At 62.8% G+C, this 21440-nt stretch carries 19 protein-coding genes; 1 reads left to right on the top strand and 18 read right to left on the bottom strand.

Going from position 1 to position 21440, the window contains the following annotated elements:
• Nucleotides 1-142: 142 nt before the first annotated feature.
• From SFHG_RS01480 to SFHG_RS01460, 5 genes are all read right to left on the bottom strand, one after another.
• A complete protein-coding gene (locus tag SFHG_RS01480) occupies nucleotides 143-844 on the bottom strand; it encodes an HAD family hydrolase (protein ID WP_042432552.1) in 702 nt (233 codons plus the stop codon).
• 173 nt (nucleotides 845-1017) lie between these two features.
• Nucleotides 1018-1701: an orotate phosphoribosyltransferase gene (gene pyrE, locus SFHG_RS01475; protein ID WP_042432549.1), complete on the bottom strand. Its 684-nt coding sequence runs from the start codon at nucleotides 1699-1701 to the stop codon at nucleotides 1018-1020.
• A 104-nt stretch (nucleotides 1702-1805) separates the two neighbouring features.
• Nucleotides 1806-3089: a homoserine dehydrogenase gene (locus SFHG_RS01470; protein WP_042432546.1), complete on the bottom strand. Its 1284-nt coding sequence runs from the start codon at nucleotides 3087-3089 to the stop codon at nucleotides 1806-1808.
• Between the two features lie 252 nt (nucleotides 3090-3341).
• The gene (lysA, locus tag SFHG_RS01465; protein WP_042432544.1) at nucleotides 3342-4697 is read right to left on the bottom strand and encodes a diaminopimelate decarboxylase; all 1356 of its coding nucleotides are present in this window, start codon (nucleotides 4695-4697) and stop codon (nucleotides 3342-3344) included.
• Between the two features lie 358 nt (nucleotides 4698-5055).
• Nucleotides 5056-5328 carry a hypothetical protein gene (locus tag SFHG_RS01460; RefSeq protein WP_148514779.1) on the bottom strand — a complete coding sequence of 91 codons (273 nt, stop codon included), beginning with the start codon at nucleotides 5326-5328 and terminating at the stop codon, nucleotides 5056-5058.
• A gap of 523 nt (nucleotides 5329-5851) precedes the next feature.
• Between SFHG_RS01460 and SFHG_RS01455 the strand changes: the two genes are divergently transcribed.
• Entirely contained in the window at nucleotides 5852-6247 is a 396-nt protein-coding gene (locus SFHG_RS01455) for a molybdenum cofactor biosynthesis protein MoaE (protein WP_042432539.1), read from the top strand.
• Nucleotides 6248-6343: 96 nt separating this feature from the next.
• Here SFHG_RS01455 and SFHG_RS01450 read toward each other — a convergent pair whose 3' ends face one another.
• The 13 genes from SFHG_RS01450 to SFHG_RS01395 all read right to left on the bottom strand — a co-directional run bounded on the left by SFHG_RS01450 (nucleotide 6344) and on the right by SFHG_RS01395 (nucleotide 21081).
• Nucleotides 6344-6988, bottom strand: coding sequence for a Spy0128 family protein (locus SFHG_RS01450; RefSeq protein ID WP_042432536.1), 645 nt, complete (start codon nucleotides 6986-6988; stop codon nucleotides 6344-6346).
• A 52-nt stretch (nucleotides 6989-7040) separates the two neighbouring features.
• Entirely contained in the window at nucleotides 7041-7829 is a 789-nt protein-coding gene (locus SFHG_RS01445; protein ID WP_052297757.1) for a class B sortase, read from the bottom strand.
• Nucleotides 7830-8876: a DUF7601 domain-containing protein gene (locus tag SFHG_RS01440; RefSeq protein WP_042432535.1), complete on the bottom strand. Its 1047-nt coding sequence runs from the start codon at nucleotides 8874-8876 to the stop codon at nucleotides 7830-7832.
• A gap of 27 nt (nucleotides 8877-8903) precedes the next feature.
• The gene (lepB, locus tag SFHG_RS10760; RefSeq protein WP_262362176.1) at nucleotides 8904-9356 is read right to left on the bottom strand and encodes a signal peptidase I; all 453 of its coding nucleotides are present in this window, start codon (nucleotides 9354-9356) and stop codon (nucleotides 8904-8906) included.
• A gap of 86 nt (nucleotides 9357-9442) precedes the next feature.
• A complete protein-coding gene (locus tag SFHG_RS10755) occupies nucleotides 9443-9826 on the bottom strand; it encodes a hypothetical protein (protein WP_162096552.1) in 384 nt (127 codons plus the stop codon).
• Nucleotides 9801-11366 (bottom strand): InlB B-repeat-containing protein, encoded by a 1566-nt coding sequence (locus tag SFHG_RS01430; RefSeq protein WP_042432532.1) that lies wholly within the window; start codon nucleotides 11364-11366, stop codon nucleotides 9801-9803. The genes SFHG_RS10755 and SFHG_RS01430 overlap by 26 nt, the downstream gene beginning before the upstream one ends.
• Nucleotides 11367-11456: 90 nt before the next feature.
• Nucleotides 11457-11714: a helix-turn-helix domain-containing protein gene (locus SFHG_RS01425; RefSeq protein WP_042432529.1), complete on the bottom strand. Its 258-nt coding sequence runs from the start codon at nucleotides 11712-11714 to the stop codon at nucleotides 11457-11459.
• 225 nt (nucleotides 11715-11939) lie between these two features.
• On the bottom strand, nucleotides 11940-12572 hold the full coding sequence (locus SFHG_RS01420) for a recombinase family protein (protein WP_042432527.1): 633 nt from the start codon (nucleotides 12570-12572) through the stop codon (nucleotides 11940-11942).
• A 357-nt stretch (nucleotides 12573-12929) separates the two neighbouring features.
• On the bottom strand, nucleotides 12930-16649 hold the full coding sequence (locus SFHG_RS01415; protein WP_042432524.1) for a phosphoribosylformylglycinamidine synthase: 3720 nt from the start codon (nucleotides 16647-16649) through the stop codon (nucleotides 12930-12932).
• A gap of 171 nt (nucleotides 16650-16820) precedes the next feature.
• Nucleotides 16821-17399: a DUF2207 domain-containing protein gene (locus SFHG_RS01410; protein WP_042432521.1), complete on the bottom strand. Its 579-nt coding sequence runs from the start codon at nucleotides 17397-17399 to the stop codon at nucleotides 16821-16823.
• Between the two features lie 182 nt (nucleotides 17400-17581).
• Nucleotides 17582-18454, bottom strand: a complete 873-nt coding sequence (locus SFHG_RS01405) for a phosphoribosylaminoimidazolesuccinocarboxamide synthase (protein WP_042432519.1) — start codon at nucleotides 18452-18454, stop codon at nucleotides 17582-17584.
• A 102-nt stretch (nucleotides 18455-18556) separates the two neighbouring features.
• On the bottom strand, nucleotides 18557-20302 hold the full coding sequence (locus SFHG_RS01400) for a sensor histidine kinase (protein ID WP_118350840.1): 1746 nt from the start codon (nucleotides 20300-20302) through the stop codon (nucleotides 18557-18559).
• A 68-nt stretch (nucleotides 20303-20370) separates the two neighbouring features.
• On the bottom strand, nucleotides 20371-21081 hold the full coding sequence (locus SFHG_RS01395; protein WP_042432516.1) for a response regulator transcription factor: 711 nt from the start codon (nucleotides 21079-21081) through the stop codon (nucleotides 20371-20373).
• Nucleotides 21082-21440 lie beyond the last annotated feature (359 nt).

Here is a 21440-nt window from a genome sequence, read left to right as displayed (position 1 = left end):
CCCGTCCTGCCGGCCTCCCCGCTTAATCAGAGAGCGCACCCTCTTGTCGACGCTCGTTTCGCACCAGCAACTGCACGAGTCAACGCCGAAAACAGAAGCGACGAGCAATGAGGAGAGCCAGCCCCTCGTCGCCGCGTCGCGCTTACTTGTTCGCCGTGCCTGCGAAGAGCGGCTGCTCGTTCCAGGCGAGGAATTCCTCGACCGTAAGGCCCTCGAAGCTGCGGATCGCGTGCTCGGCGGAGGCTTGCAGGGCGTCCCAGGTACCGGCGTCGTCGCTGTCGTATATGGCGAGCGTGCGGTAGCCGGCGCCGGCAAGCGTGCCGATGGCGTATGCGGAATCCTCAACGCCCCAGGTCAGCTCCTTGGACGTGCCCATGATCTCACGGGCGCGGTCCCATACGTCGGGCTCGCGCTTCGTGGAATGCACGTCCTCCACCGACAGCACGCGCTCGAGATACGGGGCGAACCCGCAGCGCTCGATGCCGGCCATCAGGTACGGCTTGGGGCTCGAGGACGCCACCGTTAGATGCGCGCCCGCCTGGGCAAGCCCCTGCACGAACTCGAGCGCGCCGGGACGCGCCTCGGCGCGATGGCGATAGAAGTCCAGCATATACTCGTCGATCATGCCGACCACCTCGCGGTCGCTTTCGCCCAAGCCGAACTTCTCGTGGAAGAACGCGCCGCACTCGGGAATGCTCATGGGCGCCAGCGCCGCCACGTCTTCGGCAGTCAGCGTGCCTCCCGCGCGTTCAGCCAGCTCGTTTTGCAGCCCATGCCACACGCCCATCGAATCGAGCAACGTACCATCGCAGTCGAACACCACGCCGATCTGACTTGCGTCCATGACTCATCCTTCCCTTGCGTTTGCCTTTTCCCAAGCCTAGCAGGAAGCGCGTCCGCCCGCCAGAACTGCAGACCAACACCCGAAAACAGCAGCGGCGCCGGACGACCTGAGGCCGTTCGGCGCCGCTAGGCTTCGTTATTCGATTCGCTCGAAAAGATCAGGCGCGTTGCCTATTATTCCTTGGCGCCGTACTGCTCGTAGTACTCGTCGATGGCGGCCTTGATGTCGTCGTTGATGACGACCTCGCCTTCGACCTCCTTGTTGTACAGGCACTCGACGACCTCGGCCATGCTGACGATGGACGCCACGGGGAAGCCGTACTTCTCCTGCACCTCTTTCTGAGCAGTGACCACGCCGCCCTTGCCGACCTCCATGCGGTTCAGGCTGACGATCAGGCCCTTTACCTCCACGTCGGCAGCGCCCTTGAGGATGGGATACGTCTCGTCGATGGACTTGCCGGAGGTGGTGACGTCCTCGACCATGATGACGCGGTCGCCGTCGTGCAGGTCGGCGCCCAACAGGTTGCCCTTGTCGGCACCGTGGTCCTTGACCTCCTTGCGGTTGCAGCAGTAGCGCACTTCCTTGCCGTAGAGCTCCTGCAGCGCGATGGCGGTGACCACGGCCAGCGGGATGCCCTTGTAGGCCGGGCCGAACACCACGTCGAAGTCCAGGCCGAAGTTGTCATGGATGGCCTGGGCGTAGTACTTGCCCAGACGGTGCAGCTGCTCGCCCGTGACGTACGCGCCGGCGTTCATGAAGAACGGGGACTGACGGCCGCTCTTCAGCGTGAAGCTGCCGAACTTCAACACGTGGCTCTCCACCATGAAGTGGATGAACTCTTCCTTATACTGCTCCATGAAATCCCCTTTCGTAAAGAAACGGGGCGGGGAAACAACCCCTTCGCCCCGTTCAACCGGCTTCCCTATAAAGTAGCAAAATCTCTTCGATTACGCCAATCGAGCTAGTCTTCCACGCGGATGACGCTGGGCTCGGCGCGCAGGACGTCCTCGAGCCCGCCGATCTCCTCGAGCACGCGGCGCACGCTTGCCTCGCTGGCGGTGTGCGTGACGTAGCTGAGGTTCACCGTCTCATGCTGGGCGCTGCCGCGCTGCACCACGCTGCGCACGCTTACGCCGTGCTTGGCGAACACGCCGGCCATGGCAGCCAGCACGCCGGAGCGGTCGGCCACGGAGAAGCGGATGTAGTACTTGGTGCTCAGCTGCTCCATGGGAACGATGGGCAGGTTGTCGGTGCAGGTGCAGCCGACCACCGGCGGGATGCCGAGCGTCATATGGCGCGCAACCTCCAGAACGTCGCCCATGACCGCCGCGGCGGCCGGGCCCGCGCCGGCGCCCTCGCCGAAGAACATGGTCTCGCCCACGGCGTCGCCTGTGACGTAGATTGCGTTGAACACGCCGTTGACCTGGGCCATCTGATGCGCCTTCGGCAGCATGGTGGGATGCACGCGCACATCGATGCCCTCGGGCGTGCGATGCGCCAGCGCCAGCAGCTTGATGACGTAGCCCATGTCGTCGGCAGTGTCCATGTCGAGCTGCGTGATATTGCGGATGCCCTCGGTGTACACGTCGTTGAGCTTCACACGGCTGTTGAAGGCGATAGATGCCAGGATGGCGATCTTCGCGGCGGCGTCGAAACCGTCGACGTCGGCGGTGGGATCGGCCTCGGCGAAGCCCTTCGCCTGAGCCTCAGCCAGCGCATCCTCGTAGGACAGACCGTCGTCGACCATGCGCGTGAGCATGTAGTTGGTGGTGCCGTTCACGATGCCCATGACGGAGGTGATCTCGTTGCTGATGAGCGAGTGCTTCAGCGGCTGGATGATGGGGATGCCGCCGCCGACGCTGGCCTCGAAGCCCACTTCCAGGTTCTTCTCGCGGGCAAGGTCCATGACCTCGTCGCCGAACGTTGCCATGAGCGCCTTGTTGGCGGTGACCACGTTCTTGCCGGCGCGCAGGGCGCCCAGCACCACATCGCGCGCAGCGGTGGTGCCGCCGATCAACTCGATGACGATATCGATCTCGGGATCGTTGATGATGTCGTTGAAATCCTCGGTGAACAGGTGCAGCACGCCGCGCGCCTCAGCCTGCTCGGGATTGCGCGAGCACACGCGCACCACTTCCATGTCGACGCCCAGATGGCGCTTGAAGTCCTCGCGATGGTTGCGCAGGATGTCCAAGCAGCCGCCGCCGACGGTGCCCGTTCCCACGAGTCCAAGTTTGATGGTCATGTCTCCCCCTTCGAAAGGTTGAAAAGCTGTGCCCGATGCGCTGGGCGGGTTTGGGATGACTTCGTTACGGAACAGAGGATACCGCAGGAACGCCGGCGCCGCGCGCCGATGCCGCCCACAGGCCCCCTGGAGCCGGCGAGACGACCGCCGGGCCCGCAAAACCCGCGAAAGCGCGGAATATGCGGCGGGCGGTCGGTCTTGCGGCCGTCGGGTCGACCCCAACGCTGCGCCAGCCCGACCGCCCGGAAGCGGCTAGATGTCGCGATGATACAGGTCGGCGTAGGTTTCGCGGCGGGTGACCACGCGGGCCTGGCCGTCCTTCACGAACACGATGCCGGGGCGCGGCTGACCGTTGTAGTTGCTGGCCATGGTGTAGCAGTACGCGCCGGTGCCGAACACCGCGATGACGTCGCCCAGCTCAGGCGTCTGCAGCGGCATGTCGATGACCACCGCATCACCGCTTTCGCAGTGCTTGCCGCACAGCGTGACGATCTCGGTGCGAGGCTGACCGGCCTTGTTGGCGATGGTGGGCTCGTAATCGGCATGGTAGAGCGCCGTGCGGATGTTGTCGGACATGCCGCCGTCGATGGCCACGTACTTGCGGATGCCGGGCAGCGTCTTCAGGATGCCGACGGTGTACAGCGTGATGCCCGGGGTTGCCACCAAGCTGCGGCCGGGCTCGACGGCCAGGCGCGGCAGCTTCACGCCCAGGCGCTCGCAGTTCTCGCGAACCGCGTTGACGGTGCACTCGGCGAACTCGTCGATGGTGGAGGGCTTGTCATCGGCCTTGTAGGCGATGCCCAGGCCGCCGCCCATGTCCAGTTCCTCGACCTCGTAGCCGTAGGTTTCCTTCACGCGGGCGATGAACTCGACCATGACCTGCACGGCCTCGGCGAACGAATGGAGCGCGAAGATCTGCGAGCCGATGTGGCAGTGGAAGCCCGCCAGGCGCACATTCGGAGCCTCAAGCGCGTCCTTGACGCACTTGAAGGCGAAGTCGTCGAGCATGGTGAAGCCGAACTTGCTGTCCTCGCAACCCGTGCGGATGTACTCGTGCGTGTCGGCCTCGACGCCGGGGGTAACGCGCATGTAAACGTCCTGCGTGACGCCCAGCTCGCCGGCGATCTGGCTGATGCGGCCCAGCTCGATGCGGCTGTCCACCACGATGCGGCCAACGCCAGCCGAGATGGCCTCGCGCAGCTCCTGCGGCGTCTTGTTATTGCCGTGCACGAAGACGCGCTCCATGGGGAAACCCGCCTGCTGCGCGCACCACAGCTCGCCGCCGCCGGACACGTCAAGGCACAGGCCCTCCTGCGCGACGATGCGCGCGGTTTCCTTATTAAGGAACGCCTTGGAGGCGAAGATGACGTCGGAGTTCTCATAGCGGCTGCGGAACGCCTTGAGGTAGGTTTCCATGCGGTTGCGCATGTCGGCCTCGTCCATGACGTAGAGCGCGGTGCCTTCCTTATGGGCAAGCTCCACCATATCGACGCCGCCGACGAACAAGTGGTCGTCGCGTACCTCGGCGGTCATGGGCAGCACGACGCCCAGTTCCATGGTGGTGCGGTTATCAGGTTGCTTGGTGTGATCCGATGGTGCCAAAGACATAGGCGCGCTCGCTTTCTCGCAGTTCCCGGTGTCAAGTTGCAATTGGCAAACTGACGCTTTTCTCAATCCGTTCCATAGTATCAGGCTCGAACGCGCGCCACTGTGTCAACCTGGTAAATTCGAGCGCAAACGTTGATTCGCAACTTGTAACTTTATTTAGGGGTATCGATGGGATGTCCAGGGCGGGTTCGAGACGAACGACCGCCTTCCGCATCGATAACGGGGGTTGGGCGGATAACGTTCCTTTGGGGCTGCGGGGAGCCGCCTTCGGACGCCCGCCCACGGATGCAAGACACGAAAAAGCCCCCGCGTTCGCGAGGGCTTTGCATATGAGATTGTGTTTGCCGCGCAGGTGCGTTTACTTGCGGGCAGCCTTGTAGGCCAGGCCAGCGGCGATGGCGAACAGCACCACGAATTCGCCCAGAAGCGGAGCCATGGTGCTACCGAACCATGCAAGGCTGATGGCCGGGGTCTGAGCTGCCACCAGGGTGAAACCCGTCAGCGATGCCGCGGCCGAGGAAGCGATGGCGCACACGGCGATCGCGATTGCCAGCAGGGCGACGAACCCGACGAGCATAGTAATCGGGGTATGGTTTCCTTGGATCTGTTTCACGTTCGTTGCTGCATTCATTTTAACCCGTCATCCTTTCTCGCTCGCCTGAATCCGTTTCAGACTTTGGTCAACTTCACCGTTTGGCAACGTTGGAAATCTGTTCCTTGACAACTTCGTTGCGTTCGGTGCGATTGCCAATCTATCAGGGCTGCAGCAGAAGTGAAGATGTCTTTCTTTTTCTTCACGATTCGGACATTTTTCACCAACATTTTGTGCACCTGCACAAAAGTATAGTCAATGGAAATCCTCTTAACCGATAGGCTATGTGAATATATGTTTCACCAGGTTATCAGTAGAAAATCGATTTTTGCCCTGGCGAATCGGCCACTAAAATACTGGCCGATTAATCTACGCATCGTAGGAAAATTGTTCAAGACTATCTTTTTACTTTTACGTTTTAAAGAGCTTTTTGCAGTGTTCACAGAAGCCCCACCAGGCCTTTACGCGTGCGGTACAATTTGAGCCGCGAAAACATGCCATCGCGGCGAATCCTGCCCGATCGGCACGGCGACAACCGTTAACTTCACGCAAGGAGGCCAAAATGGCGAAACCCGAACCGTCCATGGATGAATGGCTTAAGGAAGCGAAGCAGGACCCGAAGGCCGCGCAATGCGGCATGTTCCTCACACACAACGGCGTGGTACGCATCACGCCCAAGGCGCAGGTGCGCGAGGGCGTCGAAGGCCTCGGCGACGTCGCCCAGGTCGACTTCAGCTACGACGCCGAAGGCCTTGAGCAGGCCGTCAAGGAGGCGCTCACGTGGCCGGGCGTCTACTATGTGCGCGTGTGGCTCAACGAGGGCGTGCTGAACGTGGGCGATTCGCTCATGTACGTGCTCATCGGCGCCGACATCCGCCCGCGCTGCATCGACGCGCTGCAGAACCTAGTCGGCAAGATCAAGAACGAGTTGGTGGTGGAGAAGGAGATCTACGCGTAAGCGAGACATCCGGGCATAAACGAGAATAGGGCGGCGGGTTCGTTCGAACCCGCCGCCCTATTCATTGATAAGCGAAACGGTTAGCGCGATACAGCGCTACTCGCGAGAGCGCCTGCGATAGGCGACCACCGCAGCGACAACCGCCGCCAGGGCCACCAGCCCGATGAACACCGCCGCCATACCGACCATATCGCCCGTCTGGGCCATGGAAGCAGCCTGCGGCTGTGCAGGCTGCACGGGCGCCTGGTAAGCGTTCTCGAACGTGCACGCTTCGCACTTCTCGCCCGCCGCGTTCTTCACGGACACCTGCGTATACAGGGAATCCGAGGCATCCCGCCCGTTCCACATGCAGTACACGTCGACGTTGTAGACCTGCTCGTCATACGTCCAGCCCTCGGCATTGCCGGGAACCTGCCGCACCGTGTAATGATGCAGCCCCACCTCGGCGAACGACATGGCGAACTGCGCGGAGCCCTCGCCCGCGATCGTCGCCTGCAGCTGGTCCGGCAAAACCGTCTCGCCATCGGCGCCGGAGACCTGGACGGTGAAATCCCGCGTCTGCGCAGGCGCGTCCCCCTTCACGACTACCTGTGCCGGGATCTGCGCCGAAACCGGCGCATGCGCCCCTTCGGCTGCATATGCCTGCGCAGAGGGCGCGACACACGTGAACACGGCGACGAGCACCGCCGCGACAAGCGACGCGATCGCGAGGTTTCGTTTTACGTTCAATGCATACGTCATAGCTTGTCCTTTTCTTTCCTCGCGCCATTCGGCACACCGTGCGCTATCTGCGCTACGCCTTGTCGGCGGCGCGCTCCCCGATAACCCTGCACAGCAGCAGCGTTCTCTCGTTCACGCCGGAAGATGCGCACGTCGAGAGCGCCACCACCTGATCGCTTGCGGAAGGCAGACCGTCTCGCTGGAACACGGCATCCTGCGCAACCTTTTCCACCAGCGCGGGCATGCGATCTGCGCCGGCGGGGGTGCCGTAATAGACGCCGTCATAGGCGTCCGCCTTCACCACCGCGCATATCTGCAGGTCGAGCGTGCGGTCCGGCAGGTACAGCGTGCCCTTCTGGTTCTGGTTGAAGAAGCCTTCGTCCAAGAACTTGTCCAGGTCGCCGAACATCTTGCCGTACTGCATGTGATGGCCCATGAGCACCTCATAGGGCTCGGTAAAATCCCTCGAGCATTTGCTGTCAAGGAAGATGCTGCCTGAGGCGCTGTACGCGCCGGTAGCATCCTTGCTGAGATACTCGAAGTCATCCTTGCCGCGGACCACCGGATAATCGATGTTCGTGTTATCGATGGTGACCCAAGCGCATACGTCGGGATTCAATGCCAGCAACTCGGAGAAGCTGACCGCGTCACCCGACTTCAATGCGGCAAGCCGGGCCTGGCTATCCCCTCCATTCGCCAGCGCATACGCATCCCAGAGGGCGTAGGCGGACACGGCGAGCGCGAGCGCCAGCACGATGCCGAGCGCCCAGACGACCGCACGGTCAAGCGCGCAAGCCACCCGCAGGGCGCGGGTGGGCTTGCGCGCTCCATAGCTGCCGAAGCTGTCAGCAGCTAGCCGCAATTAGAATTCCTCGCTCGCGCGGCGCTTACGGGAAATCAGCAGGGCGCCGGCGCCCGCGACGACAACAAGGCCGCCGAAGACGAAGGGCATGGTGTCGGAGTTAACGCCCGTCGCCGGAGCGAAGCCCTTCTCGTTGGTGTATGCGACCGTGCTACCGCCAGCCTTGATGGCGCCATCAGCCTGTGCACCCTTATCACCATCGCTCTTAACACCGTCGGCAACGTTCGTCTCGGTGTACGCCGTGTCGGTCTCGAGGACCGTGTACGTCGCGCCGACAGGCAGGTTCTTGATCTCGATGTACTCGCCATGATACAGCGTAAACTCGTAGGGGTCGGCCCCATTCGTCACGGTGCCCGTCTCGATGCCGCCGTCCTTCGTATGCTTCTCGAAGCCGTAAGAACCCTGAACGCCACCGAGCGTCAGCGTGTACTTGAACTCGTCCTGCGTGTTCGCAGCGGTGCCGGCGACCTTCTTGGAAACCTTCAAGCTGTCGTTTGCCTTAGCGGTGTTGGCGAATGCGGCCTTGTCAGCCTTATTGTCACCATCCTTCACCTGAATCTTCTGAATCACAGGATCGGTGTGCGTCGGGTAGTCAGTAGGCATAGCGACCGAGACCTCGACGTTATACGAGTTGGTCGCGTAGAGAATGTTGGGGTTGTCACCCCTAACCTCGGTCAACGTGAACTTGTAAACGCCGGGCGTCTTGAATTCATAACCCTTGAACAGCTCGTTAGCGTACAATGGAGCGCTCGCGGAATTACTGCCATTAGAAAGATCCTGCCAATTTGCCGTCAGCGTACAAGTGTTTGCACCCATAGTAAAATCCGGCTCCCAGGTACCGACCTTATCGGCGCCCGTGTACTCAATCTGGAACTTAAACACTTCCGTGTTGTTCAGCTGCGTGTTCGACGCCGCGGTCCAGGTCTTGTCAACGATGGAACCGTTGTCCTCAACCGTCGTTGCAAACGCAGCGCCCGGAAGAGCGATCACCATGGAACCAGCAAGTGCCGCCGCAACCACATTCTTCTTCAAGCGAGACATAGCCATAGCCTTTCCTTTCTCCCGTCTCGTTTCCTATATCCCACGCAGTCGCAGCAGGGCCACAACCTTGCCCTCAACCACGTTGATACCTATTGCGCCTACCTCGCGGCTATCGACCGCCTGCATGCGGTCGTCCCCCAGCACGAAGTACTGCCCTTCACCAAGCGTTAATGGATATGCCGGACCGCTTTCAGCCGGCGCAGTGGATTGGCCGTTCGACGAAGGCTGCGCGCTCCCGTTGACCTTGAACGTGCCGTCTTCGGTGACCTCGACCACATCGCCGGGCAATGCCACCACACGGCCGATAAGCTGCTGCCCGGACTGGGAGCGGTATACGATCACGTCGTTTGCCGAATACGCTTGCTCGAGCCGATACGTCAGCGCGACATCGCCATCGCCCGATGCGGGCGACATACCGCCGCCACGAACGACCGCAAGCCCGAATACTGTTTGCAGCAGGATCGCAGCCAACCCTATCGCGCAAATCGTCTTCGCCGCCGCGGCGCCTGCACGTCTTCGCGCTTCCGCGCCTTGAGCACGTCGCTCGATGACGCGCGCTTCAGGCGCCTGCGCTACTTCCCGTGCGAACCCTTCGACCTCTTGTGCCGGTGATGTTTCGGATCCACAGGCTGCTGCACACGAATCAACCTCTGGGGAACCGGCGGCACCTGCAAAGCCTGCGCCTTCGAAGCCTGGGACTTTGGTTGCACCGGCTGCTCCGCGCGGGCTTGTTCCAGCAGCGCCTCGTAGTGAATCTGCTGCTCCCGGTAAAGCTGGCGGTACATTTCGTCCAAGCGATGCACCACGTGCCACGCCTGGCGCTCGTCGATTCCCCACAGGCGTCGGCGCCATACCAGACGCTGCAGCTTGTCGGCGATCAGCTGCAGCGAGACTGGCCGATCTTCCTGGATACTTTGAGGAACGCGTTTTTTACTCCTTCCAAGCACCCTGCTCACGCTTCCTGCGCTTGTAGCCGCTTGCGGCCAGAGCGCCCGCGCCCGCAGCGGCAACCGCGAAGAGCCCTGCCATCGGGCCCGCGTCAAGCGAGACCCCCGTCGCCGAGACCGCCTCGGCCGAGTTGGTGAATGCAAGCGTTTGCGTTTGATTGGAGACGATGGTCACCGTCATGGGCTTCGTGGCCGTCTGACCGTCGGTTGCAACGGTCTCGGCAGTGCCGTTGTTGATAGAAACCCTGGAAGTAGTCCTAGCGTTACCGGAAAGGCCCGTTTCACGAACGGCAACCTGCGAGCCAGCGGGAACCTCGGTCAGCGTAACGGACTCGCCATGCTTGAGCTGGACCGTTGCCACGCCTCGATCGTCGAATGGTACGGAGTTGACAACACCATCTTTAGCTTTAGCGGTGAACGTCTTGCCTGCAAGAGCCTCGCACGACAGTTCGAACGTGAACGATTGGTCGACGTTCGCAGCGCTTCCCGTCACGCTCTTCGAAACGAAAAGGCTCCCCGACTGCGGGATGTAATGAGCGTAGTAGGTGGTGTTCTGAGTGATAGTGCCGTCGAAGTTCGCCTTATCCGTGCAAGCCTCGTCCTTGTACCAACCATCGAACTGATACGTCACGCCATCGACGGTTTTGGTTTCGGGGACCGCTGCATTGCTCGGCTTTTTTAACTCCGATTCGCTGTATCCGCTATTAACGCGTTGGGCATAGTTGCTTAACACACCCCATTCGGATTCGCCTACGTCCTTCAGTGCATAGTTTACGGTGTAGACATTTTCCTCGTTGAGAACAATAACGTTATCGTAGTGGAAAGTTGTCTTTGACGTAGTAGGGTTGTACTTATTCGCTCCGGCATTTGCGCCAGCAGCGACTACTACACGGGCGGGTTCTAACGTGTAGTAACCCTGCTTCAGGGAGTTCTCGCTGCCCTTCTGGGCATATTTGTACGTTTTCCCCTTCCACGTAATATCCGGGCAGAGTCCAGGTGTCACATTGCTGCCAACAGAGGGCATATCAATAGGCTTGTAATCTGACGCGCTAATCGTTCCGTAATATTGTCTAGAAATACCCCAGCCATCCTTAACCTTATAATCTTTCGGTGCCTTTACTGCACTGATTTCACCAACGCCCATTCCGAACCATTTTTCATCCTCAGGTGCTGGGCTATCCAATGCATAATCCGGAACCAGGGCATACCAGTACAATTTATAAGTTTCGTACGTCCCATTAGCCACCGTCGTCGGCTCGTCCGCTGCTTCGGGCGCAGCCACAACGGCAGAGTTCACCTGGTCCGTTGCCGGCTCGGTAGCTTCTGCTTTCTCGGCAGGGGCTGCCGCTTCATCGTCGGCAGACGCCTGCGCTTGATCGTCAGCGCTTGCCTGCGCCTGGTCCTGGGCAGACTCCTCCACCTGAGCCTGCGCGGGGACCTTGACGTCGCCCGCCTGATCGCCATCGGCCGCCAATGCCGCCACGGGGAGCAACCCCACGACGAGCATCGCGGAAACCAATAGCCTTAACGCTGTATTTCTCGTTTTCATCTCTCCTCTTCCCTTTCCCGTTATCGCCTTGCGTTGCTTGTTTATCGTTTGATTTGCAATCACGAAAGGACCGGGTCGTAAGAGCCCCAATCAGCTATTTACAACGCTATATGCATTCGAAAGCTGCCCTCCGTTTTCGGAGTGGCATGGCTCGACTTTGATAAGCCCTTCTCGGCTCATGCGCGTGATGGCGCGGTCGATGGTCTTGACGCTGCAGCCCATGAGCTGCGACAACTCCTTTTTCGTTGCCTGCGCCGCACCCGATATGGTTGTTTGCGCGGCGATATAGCCGAGCAGACGCTCCTGCGTGGGAGTTAGCGATATATCACTCTCATGTATCTTGCGCATATCTGCCTTTCCGCGCATACGTTGTATATAGGCGTAAGCAAATGCAGACATTACTTGAGTGGTCGGCTATATTGATTTCACTGAGCGAGTGAAAAGAAACGGCCTGATAAAGCGTTTTACACTCCGAAGCGAGTAACGCTTTATCAGGCCGAGGGGGGCTGTAAACAAACGTCTAGATTATTTGCCAACAACCAAAATCGGTATTGGCAAACGATACGATTCTTGCTATGAACGCATCGATTTGTGCGAGATTGTGACGTCCACGGGTCGTTGCTTCACCCACTTCAAGAACGTCGTATGCGAAACTCCCAGCGATTCCGCCGCCTGTCGGCTATTCAGACTGCCGTCTTCCCACATGCGGTGCACCGCATCGAACTCTTCGGGCACGGCCAGCGCCGGGCGTCCCAGCTTGACGCCGCGCGCACGCGCCGCCGCGATCCCCTCCGCCTGGCGCTGGCGGATGTTGTCGCGCTCAACGTGCGCCACGTAGCTGAGCAATTCCAGCACGATGTCCGCGATCAGCTTTCCCGTCACCCCGTGACCGGACGTCGAGCGCGTGTCGAGTAGCGGCATATCCAACACCACGATGTCGATGCTCCTTTGCTTGGTGAGCAATCGCCACTGGCCGAGTATCTCATCGTAGTTGCGGCCAAGGCGGTCGATGCTCTTCACCACGAGCACGTCGCCAGGCTGCAGACGCTCGACCAGCGATCGATATCCAGGGCGATCGAAGTTGCGCCCGCTCAGGTAATCGACGAACACGGATTCCTCCGAAACGCCAACGGCGGATAAGGCATCGAGCTGTCTGTTCAGGTTTTGGTCCTTGCTTGATACTCTTGCATATCCATACATGGTCATGACTCGCTCCTTTCTGCGCCCGAAAGCGCACCAAGAACGGTCGGCATCGGCCAGTCTACCTATATAGCGTTCGAGCACAAGCGAATCTCGCGTACGTTGCAGAACGGTTTACGATTCGAGCCCCAATCGTGACACCGGGACCGACCTAGCCACCGCGGCTGCATATATCGCTTCGAGTGTACCTGGTCCCTAACTTTGTCAAGAAACGTCCTACCCCCACCCATACCGCCTACGCACCTATGCGACGGTAAAAGGATACGAGGGACCTGCAACCCAAAACGCCCTGCCGGCAAAAGCCGACAGGGCGCTATCGATCCTCAAACGCTGCGCCGGCCGAACGACCGACGCATTCGCGTTCTAGTCCGTGAAGTACTTCACGCCGCTTTCGAACAGGGGCATGAACTTGTTGCCCGGGACGTTCTTGTACAGACCGTCGCCGCGGCGCTCCACATGGCCCATCTTGCCGAGCACGCGGCCGTCGGGGCTGGTGATGCCCTCGATGGCCATGACGGAGCCGTTGGGGTTGACGTCCCAATCCATGCTGGGCTGGCCGGCCTCGTCGACGTACTGCGTGGCGATGCGGCCCGTGACCTCGAGCTGGTGCTGCAGCTCGGGGCTGCACACGAAGCGGCCCTCGCCGTGGCTGATGGCCACGGTGTGGATGTCGCCGGGCTCGCACTGGGACAGCCAGGGGCTCAGGTTGCTGGCCACGCGCGTGCGCACCAGGCGGCTCTGATGGCGGCCGATGGTGTTGAACGTGAGCGTGGGGCACTCGTCGTCCATAGGGCGGATGTCGCCGTACGGCACCAGGCCCAGCTTCACGAGCGCCTGGAAGCCGTTGCAAATGCCCAGCATCAGACCATCGCGGTTGAACAGCAGGTCGCGCACGGCCTCGGTGACCTCGGGGGCACGGAAGAAGGCCGTGATGAACTTCGCCGAACCGTCAGGCTCGTCACCGCCGGAGAAACCGCCGGGCAGCATGATGATCTGGCTGTTCTTGATGGCCTCCACCAACGCCTTCGTGCTCTCGGCGACGGCCGAGGGCGTGAGGTTGTTGATGACCAGCGTGTCGGCCACGGCGCCCGCCTGCTCGAATGCGCGAGCGGAATCGTACTCGCAGTTCGTGCCCGGGAACACGGGGATGATCACGCGCGGGCGCGCGATGGTGCCGTTATAGGTGAGCGGCAGGCGGTTGTCCACCGTCACCTGCTTCACGGCCTCGCCCTCCTGGCGGTACGGGTACACGCTCTCGATGGCGCCTTCCCATGCCTCCTGCAGCGCGGCCATGTCGAGCTCCTCGCCCGCGGCGATGAAGCGATAGTCCTCAGTGGTGGTGCCCAACACGACCACGTCCAGGTTATCGGTTGCGGCGGGCAGCTGCGCGTCGTCGGCCAGTTCCACCAGGAAGCTGCCGTACGCAGGCGCGAACAGCGCATCGGCGTCGACGTCGTCGAGCTTCACGCCCAGGCCGTTGCCCACGCACATCTTGAACAGCGACTCGGCCATGCAGCCGTAACCCGGCGTGCAGACCGCCAGCGCGGCACCGTTGCCGATGAGCTCCTGCACGGCGTCCATGGCCGCCAGCGCATCCTCGGACGCGGGCGCGACGCCCTCGGCGTCGTAGCAGCGCGGCGCGACCAACGCCACGCGATGACCGGCGCTCTTGAACTCGGGGGACGTCACGCGACCGACCTTGCCCACCGCCGTGGCGAAGGACACGAGCGTGGGCGGCACGTCGAGCTGCTCGAAGCTGCCGGACATGGAGTCCTTGCCGCCGATGGAGCCGATGCCCAGGTCGACCTGCGCCATGAGCGCACCCAGGACGGCAGCCGTGGGCTTGCCCCAGCGCTTCGCGTCGCCGCGCAGGCTTTCGAAGTACTCCTGGAACGTCAGGTACATGTCCTGGCGCTTGAAGCCGGCCGCCACCAGGCGAGCGACCGATTCGACCACGGCCACGTAGGAACCGGTGAACTGGTCGGCCTCGGTGAGGTAGGGGTTGAAGCCCCATGCCATGCCGCTGCATGTGGTGGTCTCTCCGCCCACGGGCAGCTTGGCGACCATGGCCTGCGCCGGCGTCAGCTGGTTCTTGCCGCCGAAGGGCATGAGCACCGTGGCCGCGCCGATGGTGGAGTCGAAGCGCTCGGACAGGCCCTTGTTCGAGCATACGTTCAGGTCGGTGACCAGGGCATTCATGCGCTGAGCAAGGGTTTCGCCTTCCCACGTGCGCTCGTAGGCGCCCGCCTGGCCCACATGAACGGCCTGCTGCTTCGGCGCGCCGTTGCTTGCCAGGAACTCGCGGCTGAGGTCAATGATGGCGTTGTCGTTCCACATGACGCGCACGCGCGCATCGTCGGTGACCTCGGCGACCACGGTGGCCTCAAGGTTCTCCTCGCGCGCATAGCGCAGGAACTCGTCCACGTCGGAAGCGGCGATAGCGCAGGCCATGCGCTCCTGCGACTCGGAGATGGCCAGCTCGGTGCCATCCAGGCCCTCGTACTTCTTCGGCACCTTGTTCAGGTTGATGCGCAGGCCGTCGGCCAGCTCGCCGATGGCAACGGACACGCCGCCCGCACCGAAGTCGTTGCAGCGCTTGATGAGGCGCGTGGCCTCGCCGCGGCGGAACAGGCGCTGGATCTTGCGCTCCTCGGGCGGGTTGCCCTTCTGCACCTCGGCGCCGCAATGCTCCAGCGACTCCAGGTTGTGCTCCTTGGAGCTGCCCGTGGCGCCGCCGATGCCGTCACGGCCGGTGCGGCCGCCCAGCAGCACCACCACGTCGCCCGCCTCGGGCGTTTCGCGACGCACGTGGTCGGCAGGCGTTGCGGCCACAACGGCGCCGATCTCCATGCGCTTGGCCACGTAACCGGGGTGATACAGCTCGTTGACCTGGCCGGTCGCCAGGCCGATCTGGTTGCCGTAGCTGGAATAGCCGGCAGCGGCCGTGGTGACCAGCTTGCGCTGCGGCAGCTTGCCGGGCAGCGTCTCGGACACGGGCGCCAGCGGGTTGGCGGCACCGGTGACGCGCATGGCCTGGTACACGTAGCTGCGGCCCGACAAGGGGTCGCGGATGGCGCCGCCCAGGCACGTTGCCGCGCCGCCGAACGGCTCGATCTCCGTGGGATGGTTATGCGTTTCATTCTTGAACAGGTACAGCCAGTCCTGCTCCTCGCCGTCGACGTCCACCTTGCACTTCACCGTGCACGCGTTGATCTCCTCGGACTCGTCCAGGCCCGTGAGCACGCCCTTGGACTTGAGCCACTTCGCGCCGATGGTGCCCATGTCCATAAGGCAGACGGGCTTGGCCTGGCGACCCAGCTCGTTGCGCATGTCCATATACTGGTCGAAGGCGGCCTGCACGCGCGGGTCGTCGATGGCCACATCGGTCATCTCGGTGCCGAACGTGGTGTGACGGCAGTGATCGGACCAGTAAGTGTCGATCATCTTGATCTCGGTGATGGTGGGGCAACGGCCTTCGCTCTGGAAGTACTGCTGGCAAAACGCCAGGTCGGCCTCGTCCATGGCCAGCTCGCGGTCGGCGATGAACTGCACCAGGCCCGCGGCGTCAAGGTCGAGAAAGCCCTCGAGCACCTCGACCGGCTCGGGCTGGGGCTGCGCCATGGCAAGCGTGTCGCGCTGCTCAAGCGTTGCCTCGCGCGCTTCGATGGGGTTGATGACGTAATGCTTGATGGCCTGGACGTCCTGATCAGACAGCGGGCCGGACAGCAGGTACACCTTCGCGCTGCGGACCTCGGGGCGCTCGCCCTGGCTGATCAGCTGGATGCACTCGCTTGCCGAGGCCGCGCGCTGGTCGAACTGGCCGGGCAGGAACTCCACGGCGAACACCTGCGCGCCGTCGGCCTGGGGCAGCTCGGCCGAAGCGACATCGACCTGGGGCTCGCTGAACACGGTGGGCACGCACTGATCGAACAGCTCCTGCGAGATGCCCTCCACGTCGTAGCGGTTCACCAGGCGCAAACCCTCGAGCGAGGTGATGCCCAGGATGCTGCGCAGCTCGTGCGCCAGCTGCTGGGCCTCAACGTCGAAGCCGGGCTTCTTCTCCACATAGATGCGGGAAACCATGGACGTCCTTCCTAGTCGTATGTGCGGATGGCGCGCCATCCGCGATCGGGCGGGGCAAGGGCGACGGCCCTGCCCCGCTTCCTTCCTAAAATGCAAGCGGGCACCGCGCGGGCACCCGTTTGTTTTCCGTCTTGCTGGGCCGAGACGGGCTGACGGCCTGCTTGGCCGTGCCTACTCGTCCTTCTTCTTTTTGCCGAAGCCGAACAGGCCCTTCTTCTTGGGCTCGGGCTCGGCGGGCTGCTCGGCCGCCTGCTTTTCGGCGGCACGCTGCTGCGCCTTGGCCTTCTTCTCGGCGGCGCGCATCTCCTTGGTGGGGTGATTGAGCACCTCGTCGGCGTACTTCTGGCGCGCCTTGCGGCATTTGCCCATGTCGATGTACAGAGCGGCGATGATGAACACGTAGGCCAGCGCCAAAGTGACGTACATGATGGGCGCGGGCATGCCGAGGTTGTTGCCGGCGAAGCTGACCACGGTGAGGATGATGGCCAGGATCAGGCAAACCCACCAGATCTTGCGCAGACGCTTGTACTCCGCGGTGGGCGGGTTGTAGAACTGGCGGTCGCGCTCGGCGTCCTTGGCGCGCTGCTGCTTCCGCTCGGCCTTCTTCTGCTGAGGCGTCTTCTTGGTGGACTGGATGCGCACCGAGGATGCGGCCTTCGAGACCGGCTTCGCGGAAGCGGCCGATTTGCGCGTGGCGCCCTTGCGGTCCTCGGATTGGTAGCGCTCGTTCATGGGGTTGCGTTGTGTCATTCTCACTCCTTCGCCCGCCTGCCGGCAGGCGAACCTTCTTCTGCTGCGGTCGCGCGCGGCGCCCCGCATCTCCTCCGGCACGCCAGCCGGCTTGACGCCGACGCTTGCCTAGGGGCCGATCCGGGACGCCGCATGCGTCCTTGCGAACCTGTACTGCTTATGCGGCCCTGCCGGGCCTGGGGCTAGAACTCGAATTTCTTGCCGGAGATCTTCTCGTACGCCGCGATGTACTTCTGGCTGGTGCGCTCGATGACCTCCTGGGGCAGATGCGGCGGGTTGCCCTGACGGTCCCAGTTGGCGTTGAGCCAGTCGCGCACGTACTGCTTGTCGAAGCTGGCCTGGTCGCGACCCGGCTCGTAGGCGTCGCCCGGCCAGAAGCGGCTGGAGTCGGGCGTGAGCACCTCGTCGGCCAGGATGATCTGGCCGTCGATAACGCCGAACTCGAACTTCGTGTCGGCGATGATGATGCCGTTCTCGGCGGCATGGTCGCGAGCGACGGAGTACACCTTGATGGCCAGGTCGCGCAGCTGCGTGGCGGCATCCTCGCCGAGGATCTCCGCGCAGCGCTCGAAGCTGATGTTCTCATCGTGGTCGCCGATCTCGGCCTTCGTGGAGGGCGTGAAGATGGGCTCGGGAAGCTTGGAGGAGTTCACCAGGCCCTCGGGCAGCTGGATGCCGCACACGGTGCCCTGCTTCTGGTACTCCTTCAGGCCGCTGCCGGCAAGGTAGCCGCGCACGATGCACTCGACGGGGAACATCTCGGCCTTCTTCACCAGCATGAAGCGGCCGCGCAGGTAGTCGGCGTAAGGCTTGAACTGCTCGGGCAGGTCGGCCACATCGGCGCTGATCAGGTGGTTGCCAATGACGTCCTTGAGCTGCTCGAGCCAGAACAGCGAGATCTGCGTGAGCACCGCGCCCTTGTGCGGGATCTCGTCCTCCAGGATGTAATCAAACGCCGAGATGCGGTCGGTGGCCACCATCAGCAGCTTGTCGCCCAGGTCGTAGATGTCGCGCACCTTGCCCTGTGCGTCCGGCTTGATATCGATTCCGCTCATGCCTGCTTATCCTTTCCCCATGAGAGTTGCGCCGGGCGCGGGCGGCGCCCAGCCGGCATTTGCGCGCCGTTTGCGGCGTGACTGTATTGTTGCCATTATCGTCTATTTTCCGTCGTCGTGCGACCGCCCGAACGGTATCCCCGTTTTCTGCGCATGTTGCTGCGCGCGTTGCTGCTCCTTCTGCTGCCGCTGCGCCTCACGCTGCTGCTGGCGCTGTTGCAGCTGCTGCTCGCGCTGCTGCTGTTGCTGTTGGCGCTGCTGCTGGCGCTGCTCGCGCTGCTCGTCGCCCTCGTAGTACAGCGGCAGGTTGATGGTGAAGCAGGCGCCCACGCCCTTCTCGCCCTCGACGTCCACGTAGCCGTTGTGGCGGTCGACGATCTCCTTCACCACGGAAAGGCCAATGCCCAGGCCGCCGCTCTCGCGCGTGCGGCCGGCGTCCGCGCGCCAGAAGCGGGAGAACACCATCTTCGCCTCGTCGGGCGAAAGGCCGATGCCCGTGTCGCGCACGGCGATGGCGCACATGCCCTCGTGGCTGGAAACGCTAACGGTGATGGTGCCGCCCTCGGGCGTATAGCGCACCGCATTGGAGATGAGGTTGGCCGTGGCCTGGCGGATCATGTCCGCATCGCCGCGCACGCGCACGCCGCGCTCCACCTCGTAGATGAGCTTGAGGCCCGAGTCGGACACATAGGCCTCGTGCGTGGCGATGATGCCGCTGATGAGGTCGCCCACCTCGAGCACTTCCTTCTTCATGGGCGTGCTGCGGTTTTCCAAGCGCGAAAGCTTCAGGATGGCGTCGACCAGGCGGCTTAGGCGTTTGACCTCGCCGTTCACCGTCTCAAGGCGCTCCTCGTCGGCATCGAACACGCCGTCGACCATGGCCTCAACCGTTGCCTGGATGGCCATGAGCGGCGTGCGCAGCTCGTGCGCGACGTCGGTGGTCAGGCGGCGTTCGAGCTTGCGGTCGCGCTCGATGGAGTCGGCCATCTCGTCGAAGGTCATGCCCAGGCGCGCGATCTCGTCCTCGCCGCGGATGCCCGTGCGCGCCGACAGGTCGCCTTCCTTGATGGCGCGGGCAGTCTGCGCCATGGTGTTGACGGGACGCACCAGCGTGCGCGCGAACAGGAAGCCGATGCACGACGCCAGCACGATGGCCAGCACCGTTGCGAACACCATGGCCTGATAAGAGTTGTTGGAGAACTGCTCATCGGCCTGCGTGAGCAGGGTTTCGCTTCCGTACACCCAGATGCGCACGGACCCCACGGCCGCGCCGCCGTACTCGATGGGCGCGCTGGCGAACTGCTGGCTGGCGCTGACCGGCGGCGCCAGGGTGCGCCCGCTGTCCGAGCTCGGCGACATGCCCGCGCCCGATTCGCTTCGGGACGTGCCCGTGCCGTCGGCGATGGTGACGGCCGAGGAATCGTACACGGCCTTGCCCGTGGTGTTGTCGATGACGGCCACGCCCACGCCGCTGTTCAGGCTTTCGGCGTACTTCGCCACGGCCTCGACCTGCGGGTCGTGCAGGGTGTGGGAGGTGCTGTACACCTCCTCGATGCGCGTTGCCGTGCTTTCGGCGAGCGACTCCATGTTCTCCTGCGTGTAGGTATGGAAGTGCTGCTGCCAGACGAACGACAACACGCCGATGGCCACCATGGCGGTCATGGCGGCGATCAGGGCGAACGCCATGGTCATGCGCGTGGTGTACGTCAGGCTGTTCCACCAGTTCACCACGCCCTGGTACGGCTTGCGCCTTTTCTTTTCCTCGGAGGGACGCTCAACCACGACCGGCCCCGTGGTGGCGGAGCCGGTCGAAGGAGCGTCTTGCGTTGTGTTGGTATCGGTATCCACGTGGGCTCGCAGCCTTTCTTCTAGGAAGGGAGGCGCGGCCGAGCGCTGACGGCCGCGCGGCGGCTAGCTTACTGACCCTGCTTGGTGGGGTCTTCGAAGCGGTAGCCCACGCCGTGCACGGTGTGCAGCCACTTGGGGTTGCGCGGGTTGTCGCCGATCTTGGCGCGCAGGTTCTTCACATGGGAGTCGATGGTGCGCTCGTAGCCCTCGAAGTCGTAGCCGAGCACCTTCTCGACCAGCTCCATACGGGAGTACACGCGGCCCGGGTAACGGGACAGCGTGGTGAGCAGCTTGAACTCGCTGGCCGTGAGGTCGATTTCCTTGCCGGAGACCATGACCTTGTGGCCGGACACGTCGATGGTGAGCTCGCCGAACTCGAGCACCTCGCGCTGAGGCTCGGAATCGGCATGCACGCGGCGCAGCAGCGCGCGGGCGCGGGCGACCAGCTCGCGCGGGCTGAACGGCTTTACCAGGTAGTCGTCGGCGCCCAGCTCCAGGCCGATGATGCGGTCCTCGACCTCGCCCTTGGCGGTGAGCATGATGATGGGCACGTCGGAGTTGTCGCGGATGGCGCGGCAAACGCGCTCGCCGGGGACGCGCGGGAGCATGAGGTCGAGGATGACCAGGTCGAAGTGGTGCTTGGAGAATTCCTCCAGCGCCTCCTGGCCGTCGCCGACGGCGGTTACCCAATAGTTCTCGCGCTCAAGATATGCGGTTACGGCATCGCGGATGGCCTTCTCGTCCTCCACCAGCAGGATGCGCCTGGTTTCGTTGCTCATGGTTCACTCCTTAGGAAGCTGCTTTCCATGCTTTGTCACCTCGCACGCACGTCCCCTTTGCGCGGCCGTGCGGGTGAAGGGTGTTTGGGTTTATTGTAACAAGTCAAGTCAAACCCCCTCGCGCCTGTAGGCGAAATGACATAATTACCGCCATGGCAACCCAAAGGACACCACAGGGCGGCGCAGGCCGCCAACCCTCCCGAGCAACCCGCACGAGCAGACGAGCCGCGCAGCCGGCCCGCCCCTTGCGCGGCGCCTCCGCACGCCCGCGTACCGCCAGTCGCGGCGTTTCCGCACATGGGACGGCGAAAAGCACGGCCCCGCGCACAGCTTCCGCACCCCGGGCGGCCGGCAAGGCG

Source organism: Senegalimassilia anaerobia JC110 (genome assembly GCF_000236865.1).
Classification (GTDB): Bacteria; Actinomycetota; Coriobacteriia; order Coriobacteriales; family Eggerthellaceae; genus Senegalimassilia; species Senegalimassilia anaerobia.
This window is presented reverse-complemented; position numbering and strand designations above follow the sequence as displayed.